Source organism: Acidobacteriota bacterium, assembly GCA_012729555.1.
GTDB lineage: Bacteria > Acidobacteriota > UBA6911 > UBA6911 > UBA6911 > UBA6911.
In genome coordinates this window covers 18,884-38,831 of the sequence record JAAYCX010000063.1, presented here as the reverse complement: position 1 = coordinate 38,831, position 19,948 = coordinate 18,884, and the positions used below count along the sequence as shown (strand labels likewise).

Here is a 19,948-nt window from a genome sequence, read left to right as displayed (position 1 = left end):
TCATGGCCTTTCGGCCCAAAGCTGCATCTTACGGCATCGCCTGCCGGGAAACAAGCCGGAAAAACCTCCGCCGGAGGCGCAAAAACCCTAAACAACCGGCCGATCCGTGCGTAGTATTATGGGATGGCGCGGCGGAGGGTTTCGCCGCGGCCTGCACTCTCATGGAAAAGACGAGGATCATGAAAAAGACATCCCTTCCCAAGGCGATCCAGCACCCGACCTGGTTTTCGATCGGAATCCTTCTGCTCGCGGCGGCCCTGACCGCGGCCTGCGGCGGCTCGGGCGCCCCGGGCGCCTCCGCTCCAGGGCCGGAGGCGGGCCCGGGCAAAAAAAACCCGGGCGCCCCCCCCGCCATGGCCGAGGTCTCGGTGCAGACCGTCCGGGTCCGGAAGATCTCCCTGCGGAGGGATGTGGAGGTGTCGGGGTCGCTGGTCGCCTCCGACCAGGCCAGGGTCAGCAGCGAGGTCGCCGGAGTGGTGCGCCAGGTGCTGGTCGACCTGGGGCAGGAGGTCGCCGCCGGCCAGGTCGTGGTCCGGCTCGACACCCGGGAACTCGAGCTGGCGCTCGAGCGGGCCCGCAGCCAGCTGAGGCAGACCGAAGCCCAGTTCGGTATCGACGGGGTGAAGGTCACGGAGCCCCCCGACAACGAACAGATCTCGTCCGTCCGCCTGGCCATGGCCAACCGCGACGACGCGCTGGCGCAGCTGCGCCGGGCCCGGCGGCTCCGGGAGCAGAACCTCCTGCCGCAGGCCGATCTCGACGCGGCGGAAACCCGGGTCAAGGTGACGGAGGCGGGTTACCGGACGGCGCTCGAAAGCGTCCAGAGCCTCCGGGCCACCCTCCAGGAGCGACGGCACGCGGTCGAGCTGGCCCAGAAGAAACTCAACGACAGCCAGATCCGGACCTCCATTTCGGGGCAGATTTCCGAACGCCTGGTCAACCAGGGGGAGTTCATCCGCGAAAACACCCCGGTGGTCTCCATCGTGAAAATGAACCCCCTCAAACTCGAGACGGCCGTCCAGGAGCGCTACGCCGGAATCATCCGCACGGGGCTGCCGGTGGAATTCTCGGTCGAATCGTCGCCCGGCAAGACCTATTCGGCCCGCGTGGCCCATATCAGCCCGTCGGTGGACCCGGCCACCCGCACCTTCGCCATCGAGGTCCTCGTCGACAACGGCCACCGGCAGCTCAAGCCCGGCTTCTTCGCCAAGGGATTGATCTACACCCACCAGGACGAGAACGTGCCGGCCATCCCCGAGTACGCCATCTCGACCCTGGCGGGGATCTCCAACGTCTATGTCATCGAAGAGGGAACGGTGCGGCAGCAGCCGGTCACCCTGGGCTCCAGGTCGGGAGAGCTGGTGGAGGTCGTGGAAGGACTCGCGGGAGATGAAGTGCTGGCGGCCAGCAACCTCACCATGCTGGCCACCGGGGTCCCGGTGAAAATTGTCGGGACCGCCCCGGCCGCCTCCCCCCTCACCGAGAACAGGCAGGAGGAAGGGCGATGAAACTGGCCGATGTCAGTATCCGGCGCCCGGTATTCGCCTTCATGATGTCGGCCGCCATCGTGGTCCTCGGAATCGCGTCCTACAGCATGCTCGGGCTCGATCTCATGCCCAAGACCGACGCCCCGGTGGTCTTCGTGCAGACCAGCCTGCCGGGGGCGAGCGCCGAGGAGGTGGAAACCCAGATCACCAAGCCGATCGAGGAAGTGGTCAACACCATCGCGGGGATCGACGAACTGCGCTCCAGTTCCCAGCAGGGGGGCTCGCGCGTCATCATCATGTTCGTCCTGGAGCGCGACATCGAGGCCGCCGTCCAGGACGTGCGGGACAAGGTCGCCTCGATTACCAACCAGTTCCCCCGGGAGACCCTGGCGCCCAGGATCCTCAAAATCGACCCCGACTCGAACCCGATCCTCACCATCGCCGTCAGCGGAAACCGGTCACAGAAGGAAATCAGCGAAATCGTCGACAAGCGGATCAAGCAGGTACTCGAGACGGTCAACAACGTCGGCGAGGTCACCTTCTCCGGGGATCGGCACCGGGAGATCCAGCTCCTGCTCGACAAGGACCGGCTGAACGCCTACAACCTCACCGTCGACCAGGTCCGCACCGCCGTGGCGCGGCAGAACGTGGAGATCCCGGGGGGGAGCTTCATCTCCGGCTCGTCCGAAATCGCCCTGCGCACCATGGGGAGGATCCACAACGTCGAGGATTTCAACAGGATCATCATCACCTACAGCGGCGGGAGGGCCGTCACCTTCCAGGACATCGGCCGAGTGATCGACACCGTGGAGGAGGTCCGCAGCGTTTCGCGCCTCAACGGACGGCAGGCCGTCTCTCTCGACATCCGCAAGCAGTCGGGAACCAACACGGTCGAAGTGGTCGACGACGTGATGGCCGAGCTCGAACGCATCAAGCCGGACCTGCCCCCCGATATCACCATTCAGACCACCCGCGACCAGTCCACCTTCATCCGCCGCTCCTTCAGCGAAATCCAGCACCACCTGGTCCTGGGGGGACTGCTCGCCAGCATCGTGGTCCTCCTCTTCATGCGCAATTTCCGCTCCACCGTCATCGCCGCGGTCGCGATCCCCACCTCCATCATCGGCACCTTCACCCTGATGCGGGCGCTCGGCTTCACCATGAACAACATGACGATGCTGGCCCTATCCCTGGCGACCGGCATCGTGATCGACGACGCCATCGTGGTGCTGGAAAACATATTCCGCTACATCGAGGAGAAAAAGGTCAAGCCGCGGGAGGCGGCGTCCCGGGCGACGGGCGAAATCGGGCTGGCCGTCATGGCGACGACGTTGTCGCTCGTGGTCATCTTCCTCCCGGTCGCGTTCATGACGGGGCAGGTGGGGCGCTACTTCTACAGCTTCGGCATCGTCTCGGCCGGCGCTTTTCTCCTCTCCATGTTCGTCTCCTTCACCCTCACGCCCGCGCTGTCCGCGACCTGGCTCAAACCCTCGGACATCGGGCACAAGGCCTCGAAATCGAGCGGTTTTTACAGTTTCATCGACCGCCACTACGGGCACATGCTCCGCTGGGCCATGGGCCACCGCGGCGTCATCGTCACCATCGCCCTGGCGGTGGTGGCCTCGGCCGCGTTCCTTTTCCCCCGGGTGGGGAAGGAACTGGTGCCGGACGACGACCAGAGCGAGTTCAGCGTCAACGTCAACCTGCCGCAGGGCAACAGCTTCGCCAGCACGGACGCCTACGTCAGGCCCATCGAGGAGGAACTGAGGCGCATGCCCTACGTGGAGACGGTGTTCGCCACCGTCAACCCCGCCCGGGCCAATTTCTACGTCCAGCTCGCGCCCCTCGACCGGCGCGACGTCTCCCAGCAGGAACTGATCCGCGACACGCGCGCCCGGCTGCGGCGGTTCCAGGGGGCGCGGATCAGCGTTTCGGGCGGAACCGACATATCGGGATCCTCCACGGCGGGGACCGGACGCGGGGGGGGCGCCAACCGCCTGCAGATGCTGATCCAGGGACCCGACATCGAGCAGCTGCAGACATACATCGTCGAGCTTATGGACAAGATCCGGACCATCCCGGGAGTCGTCGACGTCGACACCAACTTCGAGCCCACGGCCCAGGAGCTGCGGGTCCGGGTCGACCGCGCCCGCGCCGCCGACCTGGGGGTCTCCATCGATTCGCTCGCGTCCAGCCTGAGGCTCCTGGTCGGGGGGGACGAGGTCACCAAGTACAAGGAGGGGGACGACCAGTTCAGCGTCCGGCTCCGGCTCGACGAGCAGTTCCGGGACGATCCCTCCAAGATGGGGGAACTGCTGATAGCGGGCGCCGGCGGCCGGCTGCTGCGGGTGAGCGACGTGGCGAGCCTGTCGCTCGAACCCGGGCCGGCCAGCATCGACCGCTACGACCGGCAGCGGCAGATTTCGCTCAGCGGCAATCTCGACGGGATCCCCATGCAGACGGCGATCGACGCCGCCCGGCAGAAGCTGGCCGAGATGCAGTTCAAGCCGGGCTACTCGGTCCAGTTCGGCTTCGGCGCCCGGATGCTGAGCCAGGCCACGGACGATTTCTGGATGGCGCTGGTGCTGGCCCTCATCTTCATCTACATGGTGCTGGCCTCGCAGTTCAACAGCTTCGTCCACCCGCTCACCATCATGACCGCCATCCCCTTGAGCCTTCCCTGCGGACTGTTCGCCCTGATGGCGTTCGGCATGACGCTCAACGTCTACAGCGCCATCGGCCTGATGATGCTGTTCGGGATCGTGAAGAAGAACTCCATTCTGCAGGTCGATTACACCAATACCCTGGTCGGGCAGGGGATGCAGCGGGACGCGGCCATCATCACCGCCAACCACGTGCGGCTGCGCCCCATCCTGATGACGACAATCGCCATCGTCGCCGGGATGCTCCCGATCGCCCTGGGCCGCGGGGCCGGTTCCGGGTCGCGCGCCTCCATGGCCGTCACCATCATCGGGGGGCAGTTGATCTGCCTGCTGCTGACGCTGCTGGTCACCCCGGTCATCTATTCCCTCTTCGACGACGCCAAGCTCTTCCTCGAGCGGCTGCGGACCCGCCCGGAGCCCGAGGCCGTCATAGCGGAAGCGGAGGATTGAGCTCCCGCCGCGCAAAGGGATATTGCCATCGGGCGGCGGCTGAGGTAGAGTGCATCGGCGCCTCGACCGCGCCCGGATCCCGAGCCTATGAACAGAATCCTCCGCCTCTGCCCGCTGCTGCTGATCCTCCTCTCCGGATGCCTTTCGGAATCCTCCGGGCGGAAGACGGCGGAGCCTGAAGCGTCGGGGTCCGCGACGACGGCTCCGCGGGCCGCGGAGCCGGAACCGGTCGATCACCAGGCGGTTTCCATCCTGTCCGAGAGCACCCTTTTCACCGTGTACGGAAGGGCCTTCGGCCGTGCGCCCATCCTCGGGAGGCTGGGCACCTACCGCGGCTTCGAGGACATGGAGCGCGACATCCGGCCCTGGCTGGAGGGGATCTCGAGCCGGCACGCCAAGAAACGCGTAATCCCGGCGGTCCACCTGATCTACGCCATGGCCACCCCCTGCAAGCCCGACGACGACTGCCTCCTCTACCTCGAGGGGATCGAGAAGGATATCGTGGGCACCTACATCGAGCCGGCCGCCCGGCGGGGGTGGATGGTCATCCTCGACACCCAGATCGGCAAATCGACCCCGGTCGAACAGGTCCGGCGCATCATCGACAAGGGGTACCTGGAGTACGACAACGTGGCCGTGGCCATCGACCCCGAATTCAGCGCGGCCCCCGGCCAGGAGACCCCCCCGGGGCGCCCCATCGGAACGGTGAAGGCCTCGCAGATCAACAAGGTCCAGCGGATGCTCGACGACTACACGCGCGAGCGCCGGCTTCCGACCAGGAAGATCCTCATCGTGCACCAGTTCGGGGATGCGAACGTCGGCGACGGCGTCCCTCCCATGATCCGGGACAAGAAGAGCCTCGAGACGTTCGACAACGTGGAGCTGGTCTTCGACGCGGACGGCCTGGGGGGGCAGGCGGTGAAGATGGTCAAATACAACAAGATGACCGACGCCGCCGTGTACCCCTTCACCCGGTTCCGCGGGATCAAGATCTTCTTCCCGAACCCGTGGGAGAAGCACGGGCACTACGACAAGCCCCCGATGAACCTGGACCAGATCTTCGGGGTGCAGCCGGCCGAAGGGGGGAAGGTGCGGATCGCCAACAGGCCCGACGTGGTGATCATCGCCTAGAACCCCTCACTCCTCCAGCCTCGAGGCCAGGATCGCCTCCAGCCGCTTCGGGTCCCGCTTCAGGTGCACCGTCCGGCCGCCCCGGACATGGACCAGCCCGGGTTTGGCCCCCCTGGGCTTTTTCACGTTTTTGACCGGCGCCATGTGGACATCCGCCCGGGTGGCGTTCTTCATCTTCGAGAAATGAACCGCGAGTTCGCACGCCGCCAGGACCGACTCCGGCGCCGCCTCGGCCCGCCCCCCGGTGCGCAGCACCACGTGGCTCCCCGGGTAGAGCTCCAGGTGAAAGAAGAGGTCGTTCCCGCGGGCCAGGCGCGTGGTCAGGAGGTCGTTCCCCTCGTCGCTGCGCCCCACCCAGATTTCCATCCCGTCCCCCGTACGGTACTTCTTGGGTCGCAGCCGGGACGGGAGATCGGGCTTCGGGTCCTTCTTCACCGGGGCGGCCGCCGGCACCGGCTTCTTTCCGGGAGGGAGGCGGCCCAGCAGCCGCCGGATCCGGGGGGACGAGGCCAGGCGCTCGAGCGCTCCGGGATCGGGGGGATCCAGCCGGGCGATCCGGTCGAGATCGCGCAGGAAATCGTCCAGCCGCCTCTGCTCCGCGCGGAGCTGCTCGAGCTGGAGCCGGATCATCCCGGCGCCACGGGTCGACTTCTGGTAGCGTGCGAAGTAGCTTTCCAGGTTCCGGGCCGGAGTAAGCTTCGGGTCGAGGGGGATCTCGACGGTCTCCCCCGTCTCATGGTCGGTCGCCGCGACCGCGGGCTGCCCGGGCTCGACCGCATACAGCACCCCTTTGAGCAGCTCCCCGAGGCGGCGGTGACTCTCCGCCTGCAGGGCGCGGCCCAGGTCCTCCTCGAGGTGCGCGTGCTTCCGATCGAGGAACGCCTGCTCCTTCCTGACCGCCTGTTCGATCCGGCGCACCGCGGCTTCCGCCCCGTGCTCCCGCTCCCGCCGCCCGTACTCCTCGGCGACGGCGTCGAGGAACCGGTCGTCGGGCACCGTCGCCCACCGGTCCTCCCCCGCCGATGCCAGCGACCCCCGCGGCTCCACCCAGGGGGCCCCCGCTTTCAGTTCGGGCCGGGTGTCCTCGGTCGGACGCAGGGAGTGGAGGAGGACGCCCGCTTCGTCGAGCAGGTACAGGTTGCTCCGGGGGCCCAGGATGGAAAGCAGGAGCCGGAGTGCACCGGCGCGGGAGTGAAAGCGGAGGCAGACCTGGCGGTCCGAGCCCGCGGCCTCCACCCCTTCGAGGGTGCTCCCGGCCAGGTGCGCCCGCGCGTATTCCCCGAAGGAGCCGACGGCGGACTCCGGCCCGGCCGCGTCGGCGCCCGAGATCCGGGCGTACCGCGGGCTGCAGCAGAGGAGCAGACGGGAGCGCTCGCGGGCCTTTTCGAGGACCAGGACGAGGGAAAAGGGGCCGGCCTGGACGACGCGCCGCAGCCGGGCCCCCGACCACGCCCCATGGGCGATGCGCGCCGCGCGGCGCAGTTCCTCGAGACTCAGCATCGGGCCTCCCCTCCGCCCGCGGGCAAAAAAATCCCCCCGGAGCGCCGGGCCCCGGGGGGATGGTGAAAACGGTCTAGCGCGCGGGACTAGAACAGCCCCGTAACCTTCCGGGTCTTCACGTCCACGTCGATCCTGCGGTAGGCGGGATCGGACGCCGTTCCAGGCATCAGGCTGATGGTACCGGCGACGGGGACCACGAACCCGGCCCCCTTGTAGGTCAGGATGTCGCGGACCGGCAGCGTCCAGCCCTTCGGGGCGCCCTTGATGGTCGGGTCGTGCGAAAGGCTGAGGTGGGTCTTCACCATGCAGGTGCCCAGCTTGGCGGTTTCCGGATCCTTCTCCATCTTCTTGAGCTTGGTCTGGGCTTCCGGGGTGTAGCTGACCCCGTCGGCGCCGTAGATTTCCCTGGCGATGGTCTCGATCCGCTTGCCGAGAGGCATGTCCAGCTCATAGAGGAACTTGAAATCGTTCGGCTCGTTGCAGGCGTCGATGACGGCGTCGGTGAACTCCAGCGCGCCGTCCCCCCCCTTGAGCCAGTGCTCGGAAACGGCCACCCTGGCCCCGGCCGCCTCGGCGTTCCTCTTGATGACGGCGATTTCGGCCTTGGTGTCCGTGTAGAAGGAGTTGATGCAGACGACGGGGCTGATCCCCGCCTTCTTGACGTTCTCGATGTGCTTCAGGAGGTTGGCGCACCCCTTGTCCACCAACTCCACGTTCTCTTCCTTGTAGACGGGGTCGAGCGGCTTGCCCGGGGGCACCGGGGGGCCGCCGCCGTGGCTCTTGAGCGCGCGCACGGTCGCCACAATCACGGCGCAGTGCGGCTTCAGGCCGCTGAAGCGGCATTTCAGGTTCCAGAACTTCTCGAACCCGATGTCGGCGCCGAATCCGCTCTCCGTGACGTGGTAATCGGCCAGCTTGAGCGCCAGCTTGTCGAGCACGATGGAGGACTGCCCGATGGCGATGTTGGCGAACGGCCCGGCGTGCACGAACACGGGCTGCCCTTCCAGCGACTGCATCAGGTTGGGGTTGATCGTGTTGAGCATCCACGCCGTCATGGCGCCGTCCACCTCCAGGTCCGCCGTGGTGACCGGCTCGCCCTTCTTGTTGTAGGCGACGACGATCTTGCCGATCCGCTCGCGCATGTCGGCCAGGCCGGTGGCCACGGCCAGGATGGCCATCAGCTCGCTGCTGACGGCGATGGCGAAGCCCGACTGCGTCATGAAGCCGTCCATCTTGCCGCCCATGCCGATGGTGATGTTCCGGAGGGCCTGGGCGCAGAAGTCGATGACCCACTTCATCTCGACCGAACGGTGGTCGATGTCGAGCCTTTTCAGCTTCTTGGTCGCCAGCATGGCGTCGTCGTAGTTGTACTCGTGCTGCATCCGGCTGGTCAGCGCCACCATCGCGAGGTTGTGCGCGTTGATGATGTCGTTGATGTCGCCCGTCAGGCCGAGCGAGAAGGGGGTCAGGGGGATGCACTGGGCCAGGCCGCCGCCGGCCGCGCTCCCCTTGATGTTCATCGTCGGGCCGCCCGAGGGCTGCCGGATGCCTCCGGCCACCTTCTTCCCCCGCTTGCCCAGCCCCTGCACCAGCCCCATGGTGGAGGTGCTCTTCCCCTCTCCGAGCGGGGTCGGGGTAATGGCCGTCACGTCGATGTACTTGCCGTTGGGCCGGTCCTTCAATCTCTCCAGAACGGCTTCAAAATCCACCTTGCCGTAGTAATGCCCGTGAGGAATCAGTTCCTCGTCCCTGATTCCCAGCTCGTCGGCCAGTTGCTTGACGGTCTTCATGTCCTTCTCGCACGCCTCAGCAATCTGCCAATCCGCCATCTTTGTTGGATCAAGCTTAGCCATCTACAATCCTCCTTAATTTTGATGATCAACCCTTTATGATGCCGGCAAACGGCCCGCCGATAGACCGGGCCCCTTATCCTAACTTCAAAGTCAACCACCCTTCAATTTGAATCGCTCAATAAGATACAAATATTTCAGGGGATTAAAAAGGCCGATTCATCGAAACCCGCATAAAAATGCCCCCCCCGGACCGGCTGATAATGGTCATGAAACCGGGTTGACGCGACGATATGCAATACGGTATCCTCGCGCCCACGGGTCGCGGCCGGAGGCTCTGGTCCCGGCAAACCTCTGATTTCGGAAGGAAAATGACAGACGAACTCGTTTTCACCGACTACTACGACATCCTGCAGCTGAGCCCAGGCGCCGACGGCGACACCATCGGGAGGATCTTCCGCCACCTGGCCAAGAAATACCACCCGGACGCCACGGGCGGGGGGGACCCCGAACGGTTCCGGGAACTGGTCAAGGGGCACGAGATCCTCAGCGACCCGGTCAAGCGCGCGGCCTACGACATTCGCCACCAGCAGTACTGGGAACGGAAGATGCACCTCCTGCGGGAAGCCGGAGACGGCCCCGTGACCGAAGGCAGCCGGGAGGTCCGGGAGCGCTTGCTGACGCTGCTGTACGTTCAGCGGCGCACCAGCGTCCGCCGGCCGGGACTGGGCGAAATCGCGCTGGCCCGCATGCTCCGCATCCCGATCGAGTTCCTGGAGTTCGACCTCTGGTACCTGCACCGGAAGGGGCTGGTGGAGCGCCTCGAATCGGGCCTGCTGGCGATCTCGGTCGACGGGGTCGACCACGTGGAGCAGAACGAACTCCACCTCGGCGCGGACCGCCTGCTCCAGGCCGTTCCCGAACCCGCCCCGAAGTCCACCCCGGAATCCGCCTGACGCCCTCCGGCCATTCCCCCCAGGGACCGCTTCTGGTACCATATCGGGCGGCGTCGGGAGGGTGGGGCCATGGGCTGGATGGGGAAGAAGACAGTGTGGATCGCGGCCGGGATCCTGATCGCCGGGATCCTCGCGTGGCACCCGGCCCGGCACCTCCTGTTTTCCGTGCGCCTCGCCCTGGACCTGAAGGCCCTCGCAGCCGGGAGCGACGAACCGGACCCGGTCGTGGCCGAGGACCGGGTGAGCGGGCGCGACGGGGACCGCCACTACGAGGCCCTCTGCTATCGTCCGGCCGGGGGGCCGGCCTCCACCGCCGTCGTGCTTTCGGCCGGCATCAGCGAACTGGGCTGTTATCACCCCAGACTCGTGGCGCTGGCGCGCCTGATGGCGAAGAGGGGGCTGATGGTAATCACCCCCGATATCCGGGAGTTCCGGCAGTTTCAGATCACCGCCGCGCCCATAGAGCAGATGCTCTTCTGGCATTCCCGCGCCCGCTCCCTCGAGGGGGGAGGGCAGGTCGGCAGGATCGGCTTCGCCGGGGTCTCCTACTCGGGAACACTCGCCCTGATGGCGGCCGCCCGCCCGGAGGTTCGCAACGGCACCGCCTTCGCAGCGGCCATCGGGCCCTATTACGACCTCAAAAGGTGCAGCCGGGGGTGGTTCGCCGCCGGGTCGGAGGAGGAGTGGAAGGGCTACTATCCCACCCGCTATTACGCGCGCTGGGTGATGATGCTCTCCGCCCTGGACATGGTCGCGGACGCCTCCGACCGCCGGCGGCTGCGCCCCCGGCTGGAAAGCCTGCTGCGGCAGAAGGACCCTCCCCCATCCCTCCCCCTGACCCCGGAGGGGGAGCGATGGTACGCCCTGGCGACGATGCGGCCGGGCCGGACCGACGCCCCGCTCGCCGCCGAAATCGAGGAATTTCTCTCCCGGCGGGTCTACGCGGACCTCGACCCCCGGGAGTCGCTCGGCGCGCTCCGCTGCCCCGTCTTTTTGATCCACGGCGCCTACGACGACCTGATCCCGCCGGCGGAGAGCGCCGACCTGCACCGAACCATCGCCGGCTCCCGCCTTCTGGTCAGCCCGTTTCTGACCCACACACACCCGGTCGGCACAGAACTCTCCCGCCCGCGGCAGTTCCGGGCGGCGGCCGAAGCCATCCTTTTCTCCTGCCGCTTTTCCCGCGCCCTGGACTGAACGGGGCCCGGCGGGGGTTTTTCCCATAGGAAAAACCGCGTGCCTCCATTAAAATGCCTTCCCTTGGAGAGACATTATCCCATGCCCAGGCTCTGGTCCGTCATCATGGCGGGAGGCCGCGGGGAGAGGTTCTGGCCCCTCAGCACCCGCACGCTTCCCAAGCCCTTCATCCCGCTGCTGGGCCCCGTGACCCTGATCCAGGACACCGCGGCCCGGATCGAACCGCTGACCCCGCCGGAGCGGACCCTCATCTCCATCGGCGCCGGTCACTACGAAATCGCCCGGCGGCAGCTGCCCCGCATCCCGGAAGGGAATTTCATCGTGGAGCCGGTGGGCCGCGACACCTCGGCCTGCCTCGGGCTGTGCGCCCTGCACCTGGAGAAGAGGGACCCGGACGCCGTCATGCTGGCGCTCCCGGCGGACCATTACGTCGGGGACAACGCCTCCTTTATCCGGGCGATCGAGACCGGGCTCGCGGGCCTCGACGCCGCGACCGGGATCGTTTTCGGCATCCGCCCCACCCGGCCCGAAACGGGCTACGGCTATATCCTGGCCCCCCCGCCGGAAGCCGGGGGCGCGATCTGGCCGGTGGAGGATTTCGTCGAGAAACCGGATGCCGGGACCGCCGCCCGGTACCTGGCGGACGGCGGATATTTCTGGAACAGCGGCATGTTCCTATGGCCCAACCGCACGCTGCTCGGGCTTTTCCGGGAGCACCTGCCCGAGACCTCGGAAGGACTCGACCGGCTGCGCCCCCTGATCGGCCGCGACGGCGTCGCCGGCGAGGTGCGCGCACGGTTCGAGGAACTCCCCCGCATATCGATCGATTTCGGCATCGTGGAAAAGACCCCGGGGCTCGGACTGGTCCCGGTCTCCTTCCCCTGGGACGACATCGGGAACTGGGCGTCGCTCGACCGCGCCCTCTCCCCCGACGCCGCGGGCAACGTCGTGCGGGGGCGGCATACGGCCGTCGACAGCACCGGCTGCGTCGTGTACGCGCAGTCGGCGACGGTGGCCACCCTGGGAGTTTCGGATTTGGTTGTGGTCGAGGCGTACGGTAAAGTTCTGGTGTGTTCAAAAGCAAAGGCTGCGGAGCTGAAGAGGCTGGTGGCAGCGCTCGCCCCCGAAGAGGGCTGACTGGAGATGCGGCAATGAGTGCAAAAGCGAACAAGGTGGTACTGGCGTACAGCGGCGGACTGGATACATCCATCATCATCCCCTGGCTGAAGGAGAACTACGGCGCGGAGGTCATCGCCTTCGCCGCCGACGTCGGCCAGGGGGCGGAACTGGACGGCCTGGAGGAAAAGGCGATCCGGACCGGCGCCTCGAAGTGCATCATCGAGGACCTGCGGGAGGAGTTCGCCTGCGAATTCGTCCTCCCCTGCCTGCGCGCCGGGGCCGTTTACGAAAGAAAGTACCTGCTCGGGACCTCCTTCGCCCGCCCGCTGATCGCGCGCCGGCAGGTGGAGATCGCCGAGGCGGAGGGGGCCGACGCGGTCAGCCACGGCTGCACCGGCAAGGGGAACGACCAGGTGCGGTTCGAACTCGCCTTCAAGGCGCTGAACCCGAAACTGAAGATCATCGCCCCCTGGCGCGAATGGGACCTGAAGTCGCGCGAAGACGAAATCGAGTACGCGCTCGAGCGCAGGATCCCGATCACGGCGACGAAGGAGAAGATCTACAGCGAGGACCGCAATCTCTGGCACATCAGCCACGAAGGGGGGATTCTCGAGGACCCCTGGGCGGAGCCCGAGGAAAGCATGTTCGTCCTCTCCGTCTCCCCGGAAAAGGCCCCGGACCGCCCCCAGTACGTGGAGATCGAGTTCGAAGCCGGCAACCCGGTGGCCGTCGACGGCCAGCGCCTCGGCCCGGTGGAGGTGATCTCCCTGCTGAACCGGATCGGGGGCGCCCACGGGGTCGGCCGCACCGACCTGGTGGAGAACCGGCTGGTGGGGATGAAATCGCGCGGCGTGTACGAGACCCCGGGCGGGACGCTCCTGCTCGCCGCCCACCGCGAACTGGAAAGCCTCGCCCTGGACAAGGCGACGCTCCATTACAAGGACCTGCTGGCGGCCAGGTACGCCGAACTGGTCTACAACGGGGAGTGGTTCGCCCCCCTCCGCTACGCCATGGACGCCTTCATCGACTCCATCCAGACGCGGGTGACGGGAAGCGTGCGCCTGAAGCTCTACAAGGGGAACATCATCATCGCCGGGAGAAAGTCCCCCTGTTCGCTCTACCGGGAGGACCTCGCCACCTTCGCCGAGGACGCGGTCTACAACCAGAAGGACGCCGAGGGCTTCATCAACCTCTTCGGCCTCCCCTATCGGGTGGAGGCCCTGCTCGACAACAAGGCCGTCTACCGCGAGCGGCGCGGCCGCCGGTAGGAGCGGTCCGGCAGGGGGCGCGTCGCGCCCCCTGCTCACCCGGCGCCATGGTCAGATCCCAGGATATCCCCTTTCACCGCATCCCCGGCCATTCCCCCCTCTTTTTGGATTACATCGGTCTTTCCCCCGCCGCAGAGCGCTTCTACGCGACCCCTCCGGTTAAACCAAAACTAGAGATTTTTGCACGCAACCAGTCTTCAAAGAAATATTTTCCAAGGAAGGAAATGGCCCTCATCCTGGAGCGCCAGAACGCCCTCTATGGCGCCGGCGCCGCCCTGGAGGAGCAGGTCGCGGACCTGGCCCGGCCCGACAGCGTCGCCGTCGTCACGGGCCAACAGGTGGGGGTTTTCGGCGGCCCCCTCTACACCATATACAAGGCCCTGACGGCCGTGGCGCTCGCGGAGGAGTTGCAGAAGAGCGGAATCCGGGCGGTCCCGGTTTTCTGGATGGAAACGGAGGATCACGACCTGGCAGAGGCCACCCGGGTGTTCCACCCCGGACCCTCCCCCGGGACGGTGGAGGTGGCACGGGCGCTCTTTGGCGATCGCGCCCCCTCTCCTCGGCCGGTGGGATCCCTCACCCTTCCATTGAAGATTCGTGACGTAAATACCGATTACCTTGGCTCTATTCCCGAATCACGCTTCCGCGCGAACGTGCGCGCGCTCCTCGAAGAAGCCTACGCGCCCGGAGTCACGATGACCCTGGCCTTCGCCCGCCTCCTCCGCTCGATCCTCCCGGGGCTGCTCCTGTTCGATCCCGCGGATCCCGAGGCCAAACGCCTGGCGGCCCCCGTCTTCCTGAAGGCGCTCGAAAACTCGGACACGATCGTCGCGGCCCTCCGGGAAAGGGCCGGGGGTCTCGCCCGGGCCGGCTATCCGGTCCAGGTGCACCTCAGGGAGGATGCCACGCTGCTGTTTGTGACCGAAGGGGAAAGGCTCGCGCTGGAGCGGGAGTCGGACCGGTTCCGGCTGAGGGGCTCGGCGACCTCCTTCACCGCAGAGGATCTGCGGCACCTGATGGAGGGCGCGCCGGAACGGTTCAGCCCCAACGTGCTGCTGCGCCCGGTGGTCCAGGATGCGCTCTTCCCCACCGCCGCCTACGTCGCCGGCCCCTCCGAAATCGCCTATTTCGCCCAGGTCGGCCCCCTCTACGCCTTGATCGACCGGCCCATGCCCGTCATCTGGCCCCGCAACAGCTTCACCCTGCTCGATCCCGAAACGGCCGCGGAACTGGAGCGCCTGGGGATCGATCCTGGGGACTGCCTGGCTGGAGGGGAGCGCATGCGGGAAAAAACACCGCCATCATCCCAGGAACTGGAGAGGCTGGACGAACTCGAGCGGAGACTCGATCGCGACCTCCGGAAGGTCCGTGCCGAGATCGGCGCCGTCGAGGCGGGACTCGAGCGCGCGGCGGAGAACGCCCGCCGCAGGATCCTTCACAACATGGGCCGGGTGCGAGCGCGCACCCTGAGGCTCTCGCCCGTGGCCCAGGCCGTCGACCGGCTGCTCCCGCGCTGCCTCCCGGAAGGGAAACTGCAGGAACGGGGGCCGGGGATCCTCCTCCCCCTGGCCCGCTACGGGAGTCCGTTCCTCGAACGGCTCCGGCGGGAGACGAGGCCGGAAAATTTCGCCCACCGGGTACTCTACCTGCAGGAGGAGGCCCGGGACTAGTCCCGGGTCTGCCGGCCCGAAATCAGGATTTCGATCTTGGCGCCTTCGCGCAGCTGCTGGATCAGCTTCTCCAGTTCGGCCTGCTCCTTCTGGCTGCGCAGCATCTCCGTCAACTGCGGGGTGGCCTCCTCGAGCGTCGCCACCCCCTCGGCCTTCTTGTCGGTGACCTTGATGACGTGATAGCCGGAAGGGGTCTCGGCCAGACCGTATTCCCCCACGCCGAGCGCGAAGGCGACGTCGGCGTACTTGGAGTTCAGCACGCTCTTGGTGGCGTACCCCAGGTCCCCCCCCGTCGCCGCCGATTCGTCGGCCGAGTGCTCCCGCGCGAGTTTGGCGAAATCCTCCCCCTTCTTCGCCCGCGCCAGGAGGCCTTCGGCCCGCTGGCGGGCCAGGGTGTCCTGTTCAGGACTCCCCCCCGCCCGGATCAGGATATGGCTGGTCCTGACGATGTCGGGGTGGGCGAACTCGCTCGGGTGCGCCGTGTAGTACTTGGCCAGTTCCTCCTGGGTGACCGTCACCGACCCCGAGACCGCCGCCTCCATGTATTTGGCGATCGTAATCGTCTGCCGGAGGTTCTCCCTCAGCAGGTCGCGATCGAGCATCTGGCGGGCCAGGTCGTTGTTCATTTCCGCATCGCTCGCATAGTTCCTGGCGATCCGGTCCATCTCGGCCTGGACCTCGTCGTCGGTGGCTCCGATCCCTTCCGCCACGGCCTTCTGATAGAGCAGGCGCGAATTGAGGACCGAGGTGATGGCGGCGACCGTCAACTGGTCCCGGTAGTCCTCGCGCAGGTCCTTCCACTCCGGGCTTCCGATCCGGGCCAGTTCCCTGCGGATCAGCACCTCGAGCTCCCTTCCCGGGACCGGCTGGCCGTCGATGGTGGCCACCACGGCGGGGAAGATGGCGCCTGGAGCCACGGCCTGCGCGGCGGGAGCCTGGGCGGCGGAAAAAGATGGAAGACCGAGCCCCGCAAGCGCCAAGCCCGAAGCGAACACCACTTTTTTGATCAGAACGTTCACGATAAGACACCTCTCCTTGTACCGAAATGCGCCTTCCAGATTACACCATATCCCGCCGCCGTCCGAACAAAATCCATCCTCCCGCCCCCCGGCATCCCCGCCGGAGCGGAAAACTGCGGAGTTTACGGTTGCACTCCCCGGGCGGCGAAATTACACTAACCCGCATTCCGGGGGAACACCATGGGATTCAACTGGGTGGACGGGTTCATCGTCCTGGCGTACCTGCTGGGGATCACGCTGTTCGGCATCCATTTCCGCAAAAAGCAGCAGTCGATGCACACCTATTTTCTCGGCGGGAAGACGGCCCCCGCCTGGGTGCTGGCCCTCTCGATCGTGGGGACCGAGACCAGCACCCTGACCATCATCAGCACCCCCGGGATCGCCTTCGCCGGAAACCTGAGCTTTTTGCAGCTGATCCTGGGATACCTGGTGGGAAGGGTGTTCATCTCCCTCATCCTCATCCCCGCCTACTTCAAGGGGGAGATGTATACCGCCTACGAGCTGATGCAGCGCCGGTTCGGCCCCCGCGTCAAGCACGCCACCGCGAGCATGTTCCTCGTCACCCGCGCCCTGGCCGAAGGGGTGCGGGTCTTCGCCATCGCGATCGTCGTCGGGATCGTGCTCGGCTCCGGGGACATCTGGTCCATCCTGATCATTTCGGCCCTGACCCTGATCTACACCTTCCAGGGGGGGTTCACCGCCGTCATCTGGACCGACGTGGTGCAGCTCGGCATCTACCTCGGGTGCACCGCCATCACCTTCTTCGTCATCCTGGGGATGATACCCAACGGCTGGGAGGGGGTGCTGGCCGCCGCGGGGCCGAAGTTCGCCGTCTGGAATTTCTCCCCCGACATCCACATCCCCTATACCTTCTGGGCCGGCATCATCGGGGGCGCCTTCCTCACCACGGCCAGCCACGGGGTGGACCAGTTGATCGTGCAGCGCCTGCTGGCGGCCAGAAACGAGCGGGAGAGCAAGATCGCCCTGCTGTCGAGCGGCGTCATCGTCCTGTTTCAATTCACGCTCTTCCTCGTCATCGGCGTCATGCTCTACAGCTTCTACCACTACCACCCGGAACTGGCGGCCCCCGCCGCCCCCGACCGGATCTTCCCCACCTTCATCGTGAGCTATCTCCCGCACGGGGTCCGCGGCATCATGGTCGCGGCCATCCTGGCCGCCGCGATGTCGAACCTCAGCAGCGCCCTGAACGCGATGGCCTCAACCACCGTCGTCGATTTCGTGCGCCCCTTCTTCCGTAACGACCTGTCATCGGCGAGCCAGCTGCGGATATCGCGCTGGTTCACGGTTTTCTGGGGCGTCGCCCTGGCGGCGCTGGCCGTGCTCTCGCGCGGGGTCGGGTCGGTCCTCGAGGCGGGGCTGACGATCGCCTCGATCACCTACGGGAGCATGCTGGGGGTGTTCCTCCTGGGGGTGCTGACCCGGCGGGCCAACGAACGCGGCGCCATTGCGGGCATGGCGGTCGGGCTGCTGTCGATGCTCGGGGTCTGGGCCGCGAGCGACATCGCCTTCACCTGGTACGTGCTCGTCGGGACCGTGATCACCTTCGCCGTCGGGTACGCGGTGAGCCTCCTGTCCGCCCGCGCCCCGGAAGTGAAGGCCTAGCCGATCTCCACGGGGGTACCGGCCGGCACCCGATCGAACAGCTCCAGGATGTCGGCGTTACGCATCCGGATGCAGCCGTGGGAGCGGGGCTCCCCCATCGGTTCCGTGTCGGGCGTCCCGTGGATGTAGATATAGCGCTGCATGGTGTCCCGCTCCCCCAGCCGGTTGACCCCCGTTTCGCACCCCGAAAGCCAGAGGATCCGGCTCAACACCCAGTCGCGGCCGGGAAACCGTCCGGCCAGTTCCGGGGACCAGACCTCCCCCGTGGGGCGGCGGCTGACCAGCACGGCGCCGCGCGGGAGCCCGGCGCCGATTTTGGCCCGCACCACGTGGCGCCCGCGCGGCGTCCCCCCGCTCCCCTTGATTTCGCCCGCCCCCCGGGCGGCGGTCGACACCGGGTAGCTCCCAAGGGTCTCCCCGCCGTCCCCCAGCACTGTCAGGGTCTGCCGGGCTATGGAAATCTCGATCTTCATCCTTGCCCGTTATGGTTCCACGCAGCTGAAATTGGCGGCATCGTTGATGTCCCCGTTCCCCTTGTACCGGGCCACCCTGGGATAGGCGCACACGGGCCGGGTCCGGAAGACCTCTCCCCCGCCGCCCATGGCGCCCCCCCCGGACGCCTTGCGGTGGGAGTAGATGATGACCTCGGGCGCCTTCCCCCGTTCGACCCAGCTCTCGATCGCCGAAAAGGCGTCGAAATCCCCTTCGTTCATCACAAACCCGGGGCAACCGCCGGAACCGGGGACGGAGAAGAGGCGCACGGAATCCTGCGTCTGCCCGCGCCCGCCCATCGTCCGCTCCACGCTCTTATAATACTCGACGAACTGCCGCGGGGGGAGCGCCAGGCTGTTCCAGGAAGAGACCATGATCATCTTCCCCCCCGACTGCCTGAACGCCCTGAGGTCGGGACTGTCGTTGTCGACGTATTTCGAGGTCCTCTCGATCCCCAGGCGGGTGTCGCGGTCGACGTCGAAGGTGCGCCAGTCCCAATCGGGGTCCTGAAACACCATCCCCTTGAAGTAATTGAGATTGACCGAGAAAGGCTCCTTCTCGATCATGAACGCCCAGCCCAGTTCGCTCCCCGGCTCGAAGCCGCTGTAGATCGGGCTGCCGTCCTTGAATTTCGCCCCGGCGTAGATCTTCCGGGCCGTATCCACCTGGCCCGCGGTCAGGCAGGTGGCGGCGTCCGCCCCCCGGCACTGGAGGACGGCGGGGTCGAACCTGCATTTCGTCGGGTCGCCGATGAGGCCGTCGACCAGGCCGTCGTCGGCGTCGCAGGCTTCCAGGGCCGCCCGGTTGAGCACCTCGAGCTTCGCGACGGGGATGTAGCCCGGCCCGTCTACGCCGTCCTTGAGCGCCACCCAGCTGATGTAGAGCGATCCCGGCTGCAGGCGGGAGATGTGGAAGGCCGGGTCGCCGACGACGATGCCGTCGAAATCGTCCGGGTAGCGCTGCGCCTCCGCAAGCCCCTGGTTCCCCCCGTTGTGGCAGCTGTTCCAGAAGGAATACCGGACCGGCCGGCCGTAATAGCGCCGGGCCATCTCCTTGGTCACCACCGCCATCTCGTGCACCGCGCGGTAGCCCCAGTCGGCCCACTTTTCGGGATGCCCGATGGCCCACTGGAAGTCGGGGTCCACGTGCCCGGTGTCGGTCCCCCCGGCGACGTACCCCCGCTCCATGATCGCGGCCAGGCCCGAAGGGGAAAGAGAGCCGATGAAGCCGGGGTTGCCGGCTGCCAGGAATTTTCCGTTCCAGTTCTCCGCCGCGGGGAGCCAGACCTCGATTCCGATATGGGAATCGGCCGTCGGCGCCGAGTAGGCCTCGATGCGGCAGAAGGGGGCGTTGACCTTCCGGGGCGGGGCGTTCAGGAAGCCGGACTGCGCCGGCAGCTCGAACCCGGGGCTCCCGGCCCGCGCGGAGGTGATCGTGACGTTGGGGATCCTGACCGACGCGAGGCTTTCGCACGACTGCTGTGCGTCGGCCGGGCGGGCCGGAAAAATCAGGCCGGCCAGCATGACGGCCGACAGGAAACGGTGGAAATTCATGCGCGCTCCTCCTTATGCCAGGTCCAGCGG

14 protein-coding genes are annotated in these 19,948 nt (G+C 66.8%); 9 read left to right on the top strand and 5 right to left on the bottom strand.

Annotation, left to right across the window (positions count from 1 at the left end):
* The first annotated feature begins 179 nt into the window (after positions 1–179).
* The 3 genes from GXY47_12205 (at position 180) to GXY47_12195 (ending at position 5,731) form a co-directional block, all read left to right on the top strand.
* Positions 180–1,508: an efflux RND transporter periplasmic adaptor subunit gene (locus GXY47_12205; protein ID NLV31904.1), complete on the top strand. Its 1,329-nt coding sequence runs from the start codon at positions 180–182 to the stop codon at positions 1,506–1,508.
* Positions 1,505–4,600, top strand: coding sequence for an efflux RND transporter permease subunit (locus tag GXY47_12200; GenBank protein NLV31903.1), 3,096 nt, complete (start codon positions 1,505–1,507; stop codon positions 4,598–4,600). The genes GXY47_12205 and GXY47_12200 overlap by 4 nt, the downstream gene beginning before the upstream one ends.
* A gap of 87 nt (positions 4,601–4,687) precedes the next feature.
* Positions 4,688–5,731 carry a hypothetical protein gene (locus GXY47_12195; protein NLV31902.1) on the top strand — a complete coding sequence of 348 codons (1,044 nt, stop codon included), beginning with the start codon at positions 4,688–4,690 and terminating at the stop codon, positions 5,729–5,731.
* 6 nt (positions 5,732–5,737) lie between these two features.
* Here the strand turns inward: GXY47_12195 and GXY47_12190 are convergent, their stop codons facing one another.
* On the bottom strand, positions 5,738–7,231 hold the full coding sequence (locus GXY47_12190) for a DUF814 domain-containing protein (protein ID NLV31901.1): 1,494 nt from the start codon (positions 7,229–7,231) through the stop codon (positions 5,738–5,740).
* Between the two features lie 86 nt (positions 7,232–7,317).
* Positions 7,318–9,084, bottom strand: coding sequence for a formate--tetrahydrofolate ligase (locus GXY47_12185; GenBank protein NLV31900.1), 1,767 nt, complete (start codon positions 9,082–9,084; stop codon positions 7,318–7,320).
* Between the two features lie 308 nt (positions 9,085–9,392).
* On the opposite strand from GXY47_12185, the gene GXY47_12180 reads away from it, so the two are divergent.
* The 5 genes from GXY47_12180 to bshC all read left to right on the top strand — a co-directional run bounded on the left by GXY47_12180 (position 9,393) and on the right by bshC (position 15,231).
* Positions 9,393–9,977: a J domain-containing protein gene (locus GXY47_12180; GenBank protein NLV31899.1), complete on the top strand. Its 585-nt coding sequence runs from the start codon at positions 9,393–9,395 to the stop codon at positions 9,975–9,977.
* 69 nt (positions 9,978–10,046) lie between these two features.
* Positions 10,047–11,174 carry a hypothetical protein gene (locus GXY47_12175; GenBank protein ID NLV31898.1) on the top strand — a complete coding sequence of 376 codons (1,128 nt, stop codon included), beginning with the start codon at positions 10,047–10,049 and terminating at the stop codon, positions 11,172–11,174.
* 81 nt (positions 11,175–11,255) lie between these two features.
* A complete protein-coding gene (locus GXY47_12170; GenBank protein NLV31897.1) occupies positions 11,256–12,311 on the top strand; it encodes a mannose-1-phosphate guanylyltransferase in 1,056 nt (351 codons plus the stop codon).
* Between the two features lie 14 nt (positions 12,312–12,325).
* Entirely contained in the window at positions 12,326–13,561 is a 1,236-nt protein-coding gene (locus GXY47_12165; protein ID NLV31896.1) for an argininosuccinate synthase, read from the top strand.
* A 47-nt stretch (positions 13,562–13,608) separates the two neighbouring features.
* Entirely contained in the window at positions 13,609–15,231 is a 1,623-nt protein-coding gene (bshC, locus tag GXY47_12160) for a bacillithiol biosynthesis cysteine-adding enzyme BshC (protein NLV31895.1), read from the top strand.
* Here the strand turns inward: bshC and GXY47_12155 are convergent.
* Positions 15,228–16,250: a hypothetical protein gene (locus GXY47_12155; protein ID NLV31894.1), complete on the bottom strand. Its 1,023-nt coding sequence runs from the start codon at positions 16,248–16,250 to the stop codon at positions 15,228–15,230. The two genes, bshC and GXY47_12155, sit on opposite strands and share 4 nt — an antisense overlap.
* A gap of 180 nt (positions 16,251–16,430) precedes the next feature.
* Between GXY47_12155 and GXY47_12150 the strand changes: the two genes are divergently transcribed.
* Positions 16,431–17,873 (top strand): sodium/solute symporter, encoded by a 1,443-nt coding sequence (locus tag GXY47_12150; GenBank protein ID NLV31893.1) that lies wholly within the window; start codon positions 16,431–16,433, stop codon positions 17,871–17,873.
* Here GXY47_12150 and GXY47_12145 read toward each other — a convergent pair.
* Positions 17,870–18,346: a L,D-transpeptidase gene (locus GXY47_12145; protein ID NLV31892.1), complete on the bottom strand. Its 477-nt coding sequence runs from the start codon at positions 18,344–18,346 to the stop codon at positions 17,870–17,872. The two genes, GXY47_12150 and GXY47_12145, sit on opposite strands and share 4 nt — an antisense overlap.
* 9 nt (positions 18,347–18,355) lie before the next feature.
* Entirely contained in the window at positions 18,356–19,918 is a 1,563-nt protein-coding gene (locus GXY47_12140; protein NLV31891.1) for a tannase/feruloyl esterase family alpha/beta hydrolase, read from the bottom strand.
* Positions 19,919–19,948: the final 30 nt, after the last annotated feature.

What these genes read in the sequence shown, in the direction of transcription:
- GXY47_12145 (NLV31892.1), bottom strand. Translation starts at nt 18,346, where the DNA reads ATGAAGATCGAGATTTCCATAGCCCGGCAGACCCTGACAGTGCTGGGG.
- GXY47_12195 (NLV31902.1), top strand. Translation starts at nt 4,688, where the DNA reads ATGAACAGAATCCTCCGCCTCTGCCCGCTGCTGCTGATCCTCCTCTCC.
- GXY47_12175 (NLV31898.1), top strand. Translation starts at nt 10,047, where the DNA reads ATGGGCTGGATGGGGAAGAAGACAGTGTGGATCGCGGCCGGGATCCTG.
- GXY47_12185 (NLV31900.1), bottom strand. Translation starts at nt 9,084, where the DNA reads ATGGCTAAGCTTGATCCAACAAAGATGGCGGATTGGCAGATTGCTGAG.
- GXY47_12190 (NLV31901.1), bottom strand. Translation starts at nt 7,231, where the DNA reads ATGCTGAGTCTCGAGGAACTGCGCCGCGCGGCGCGCATCGCCCATGGG.
- GXY47_12140 (NLV31891.1), bottom strand. Translation starts at nt 19,918, where the DNA reads ATGAATTTCCACCGTTTCCTGTCGGCCGTCATGCTGGCCGGCCTGATT.
- bshC (NLV31895.1), top strand. Translation starts at nt 13,609, where the DNA reads ATGGTCAGATCCCAGGATATCCCCTTTCACCGCATCCCCGGCCATTCC.
- GXY47_12165 (NLV31896.1), top strand. Translation starts at nt 12,326, where the DNA reads ATGAGTGCAAAAGCGAACAAGGTGGTACTGGCGTACAGCGGCGGACTG.
- GXY47_12170 (NLV31897.1), top strand. Translation starts at nt 11,256, where the DNA reads ATGCCCAGGCTCTGGTCCGTCATCATGGCGGGAGGCCGCGGGGAGAGG.
- GXY47_12205 (NLV31904.1), top strand. Translation starts at nt 180, where the DNA reads ATGAAAAAGACATCCCTTCCCAAGGCGATCCAGCACCCGACCTGGTTT.
- GXY47_12180 (NLV31899.1), top strand. Translation starts at nt 9,393, where the DNA reads ATGACAGACGAACTCGTTTTCACCGACTACTACGACATCCTGCAGCTG.
- GXY47_12150 (NLV31893.1), top strand. Translation starts at nt 16,431, where the DNA reads ATGGGATTCAACTGGGTGGACGGGTTCATCGTCCTGGCGTACCTGCTG.
- GXY47_12200 (NLV31903.1), top strand. Translation starts at nt 1,505, where the DNA reads ATGAAACTGGCCGATGTCAGTATCCGGCGCCCGGTATTCGCCTTCATG.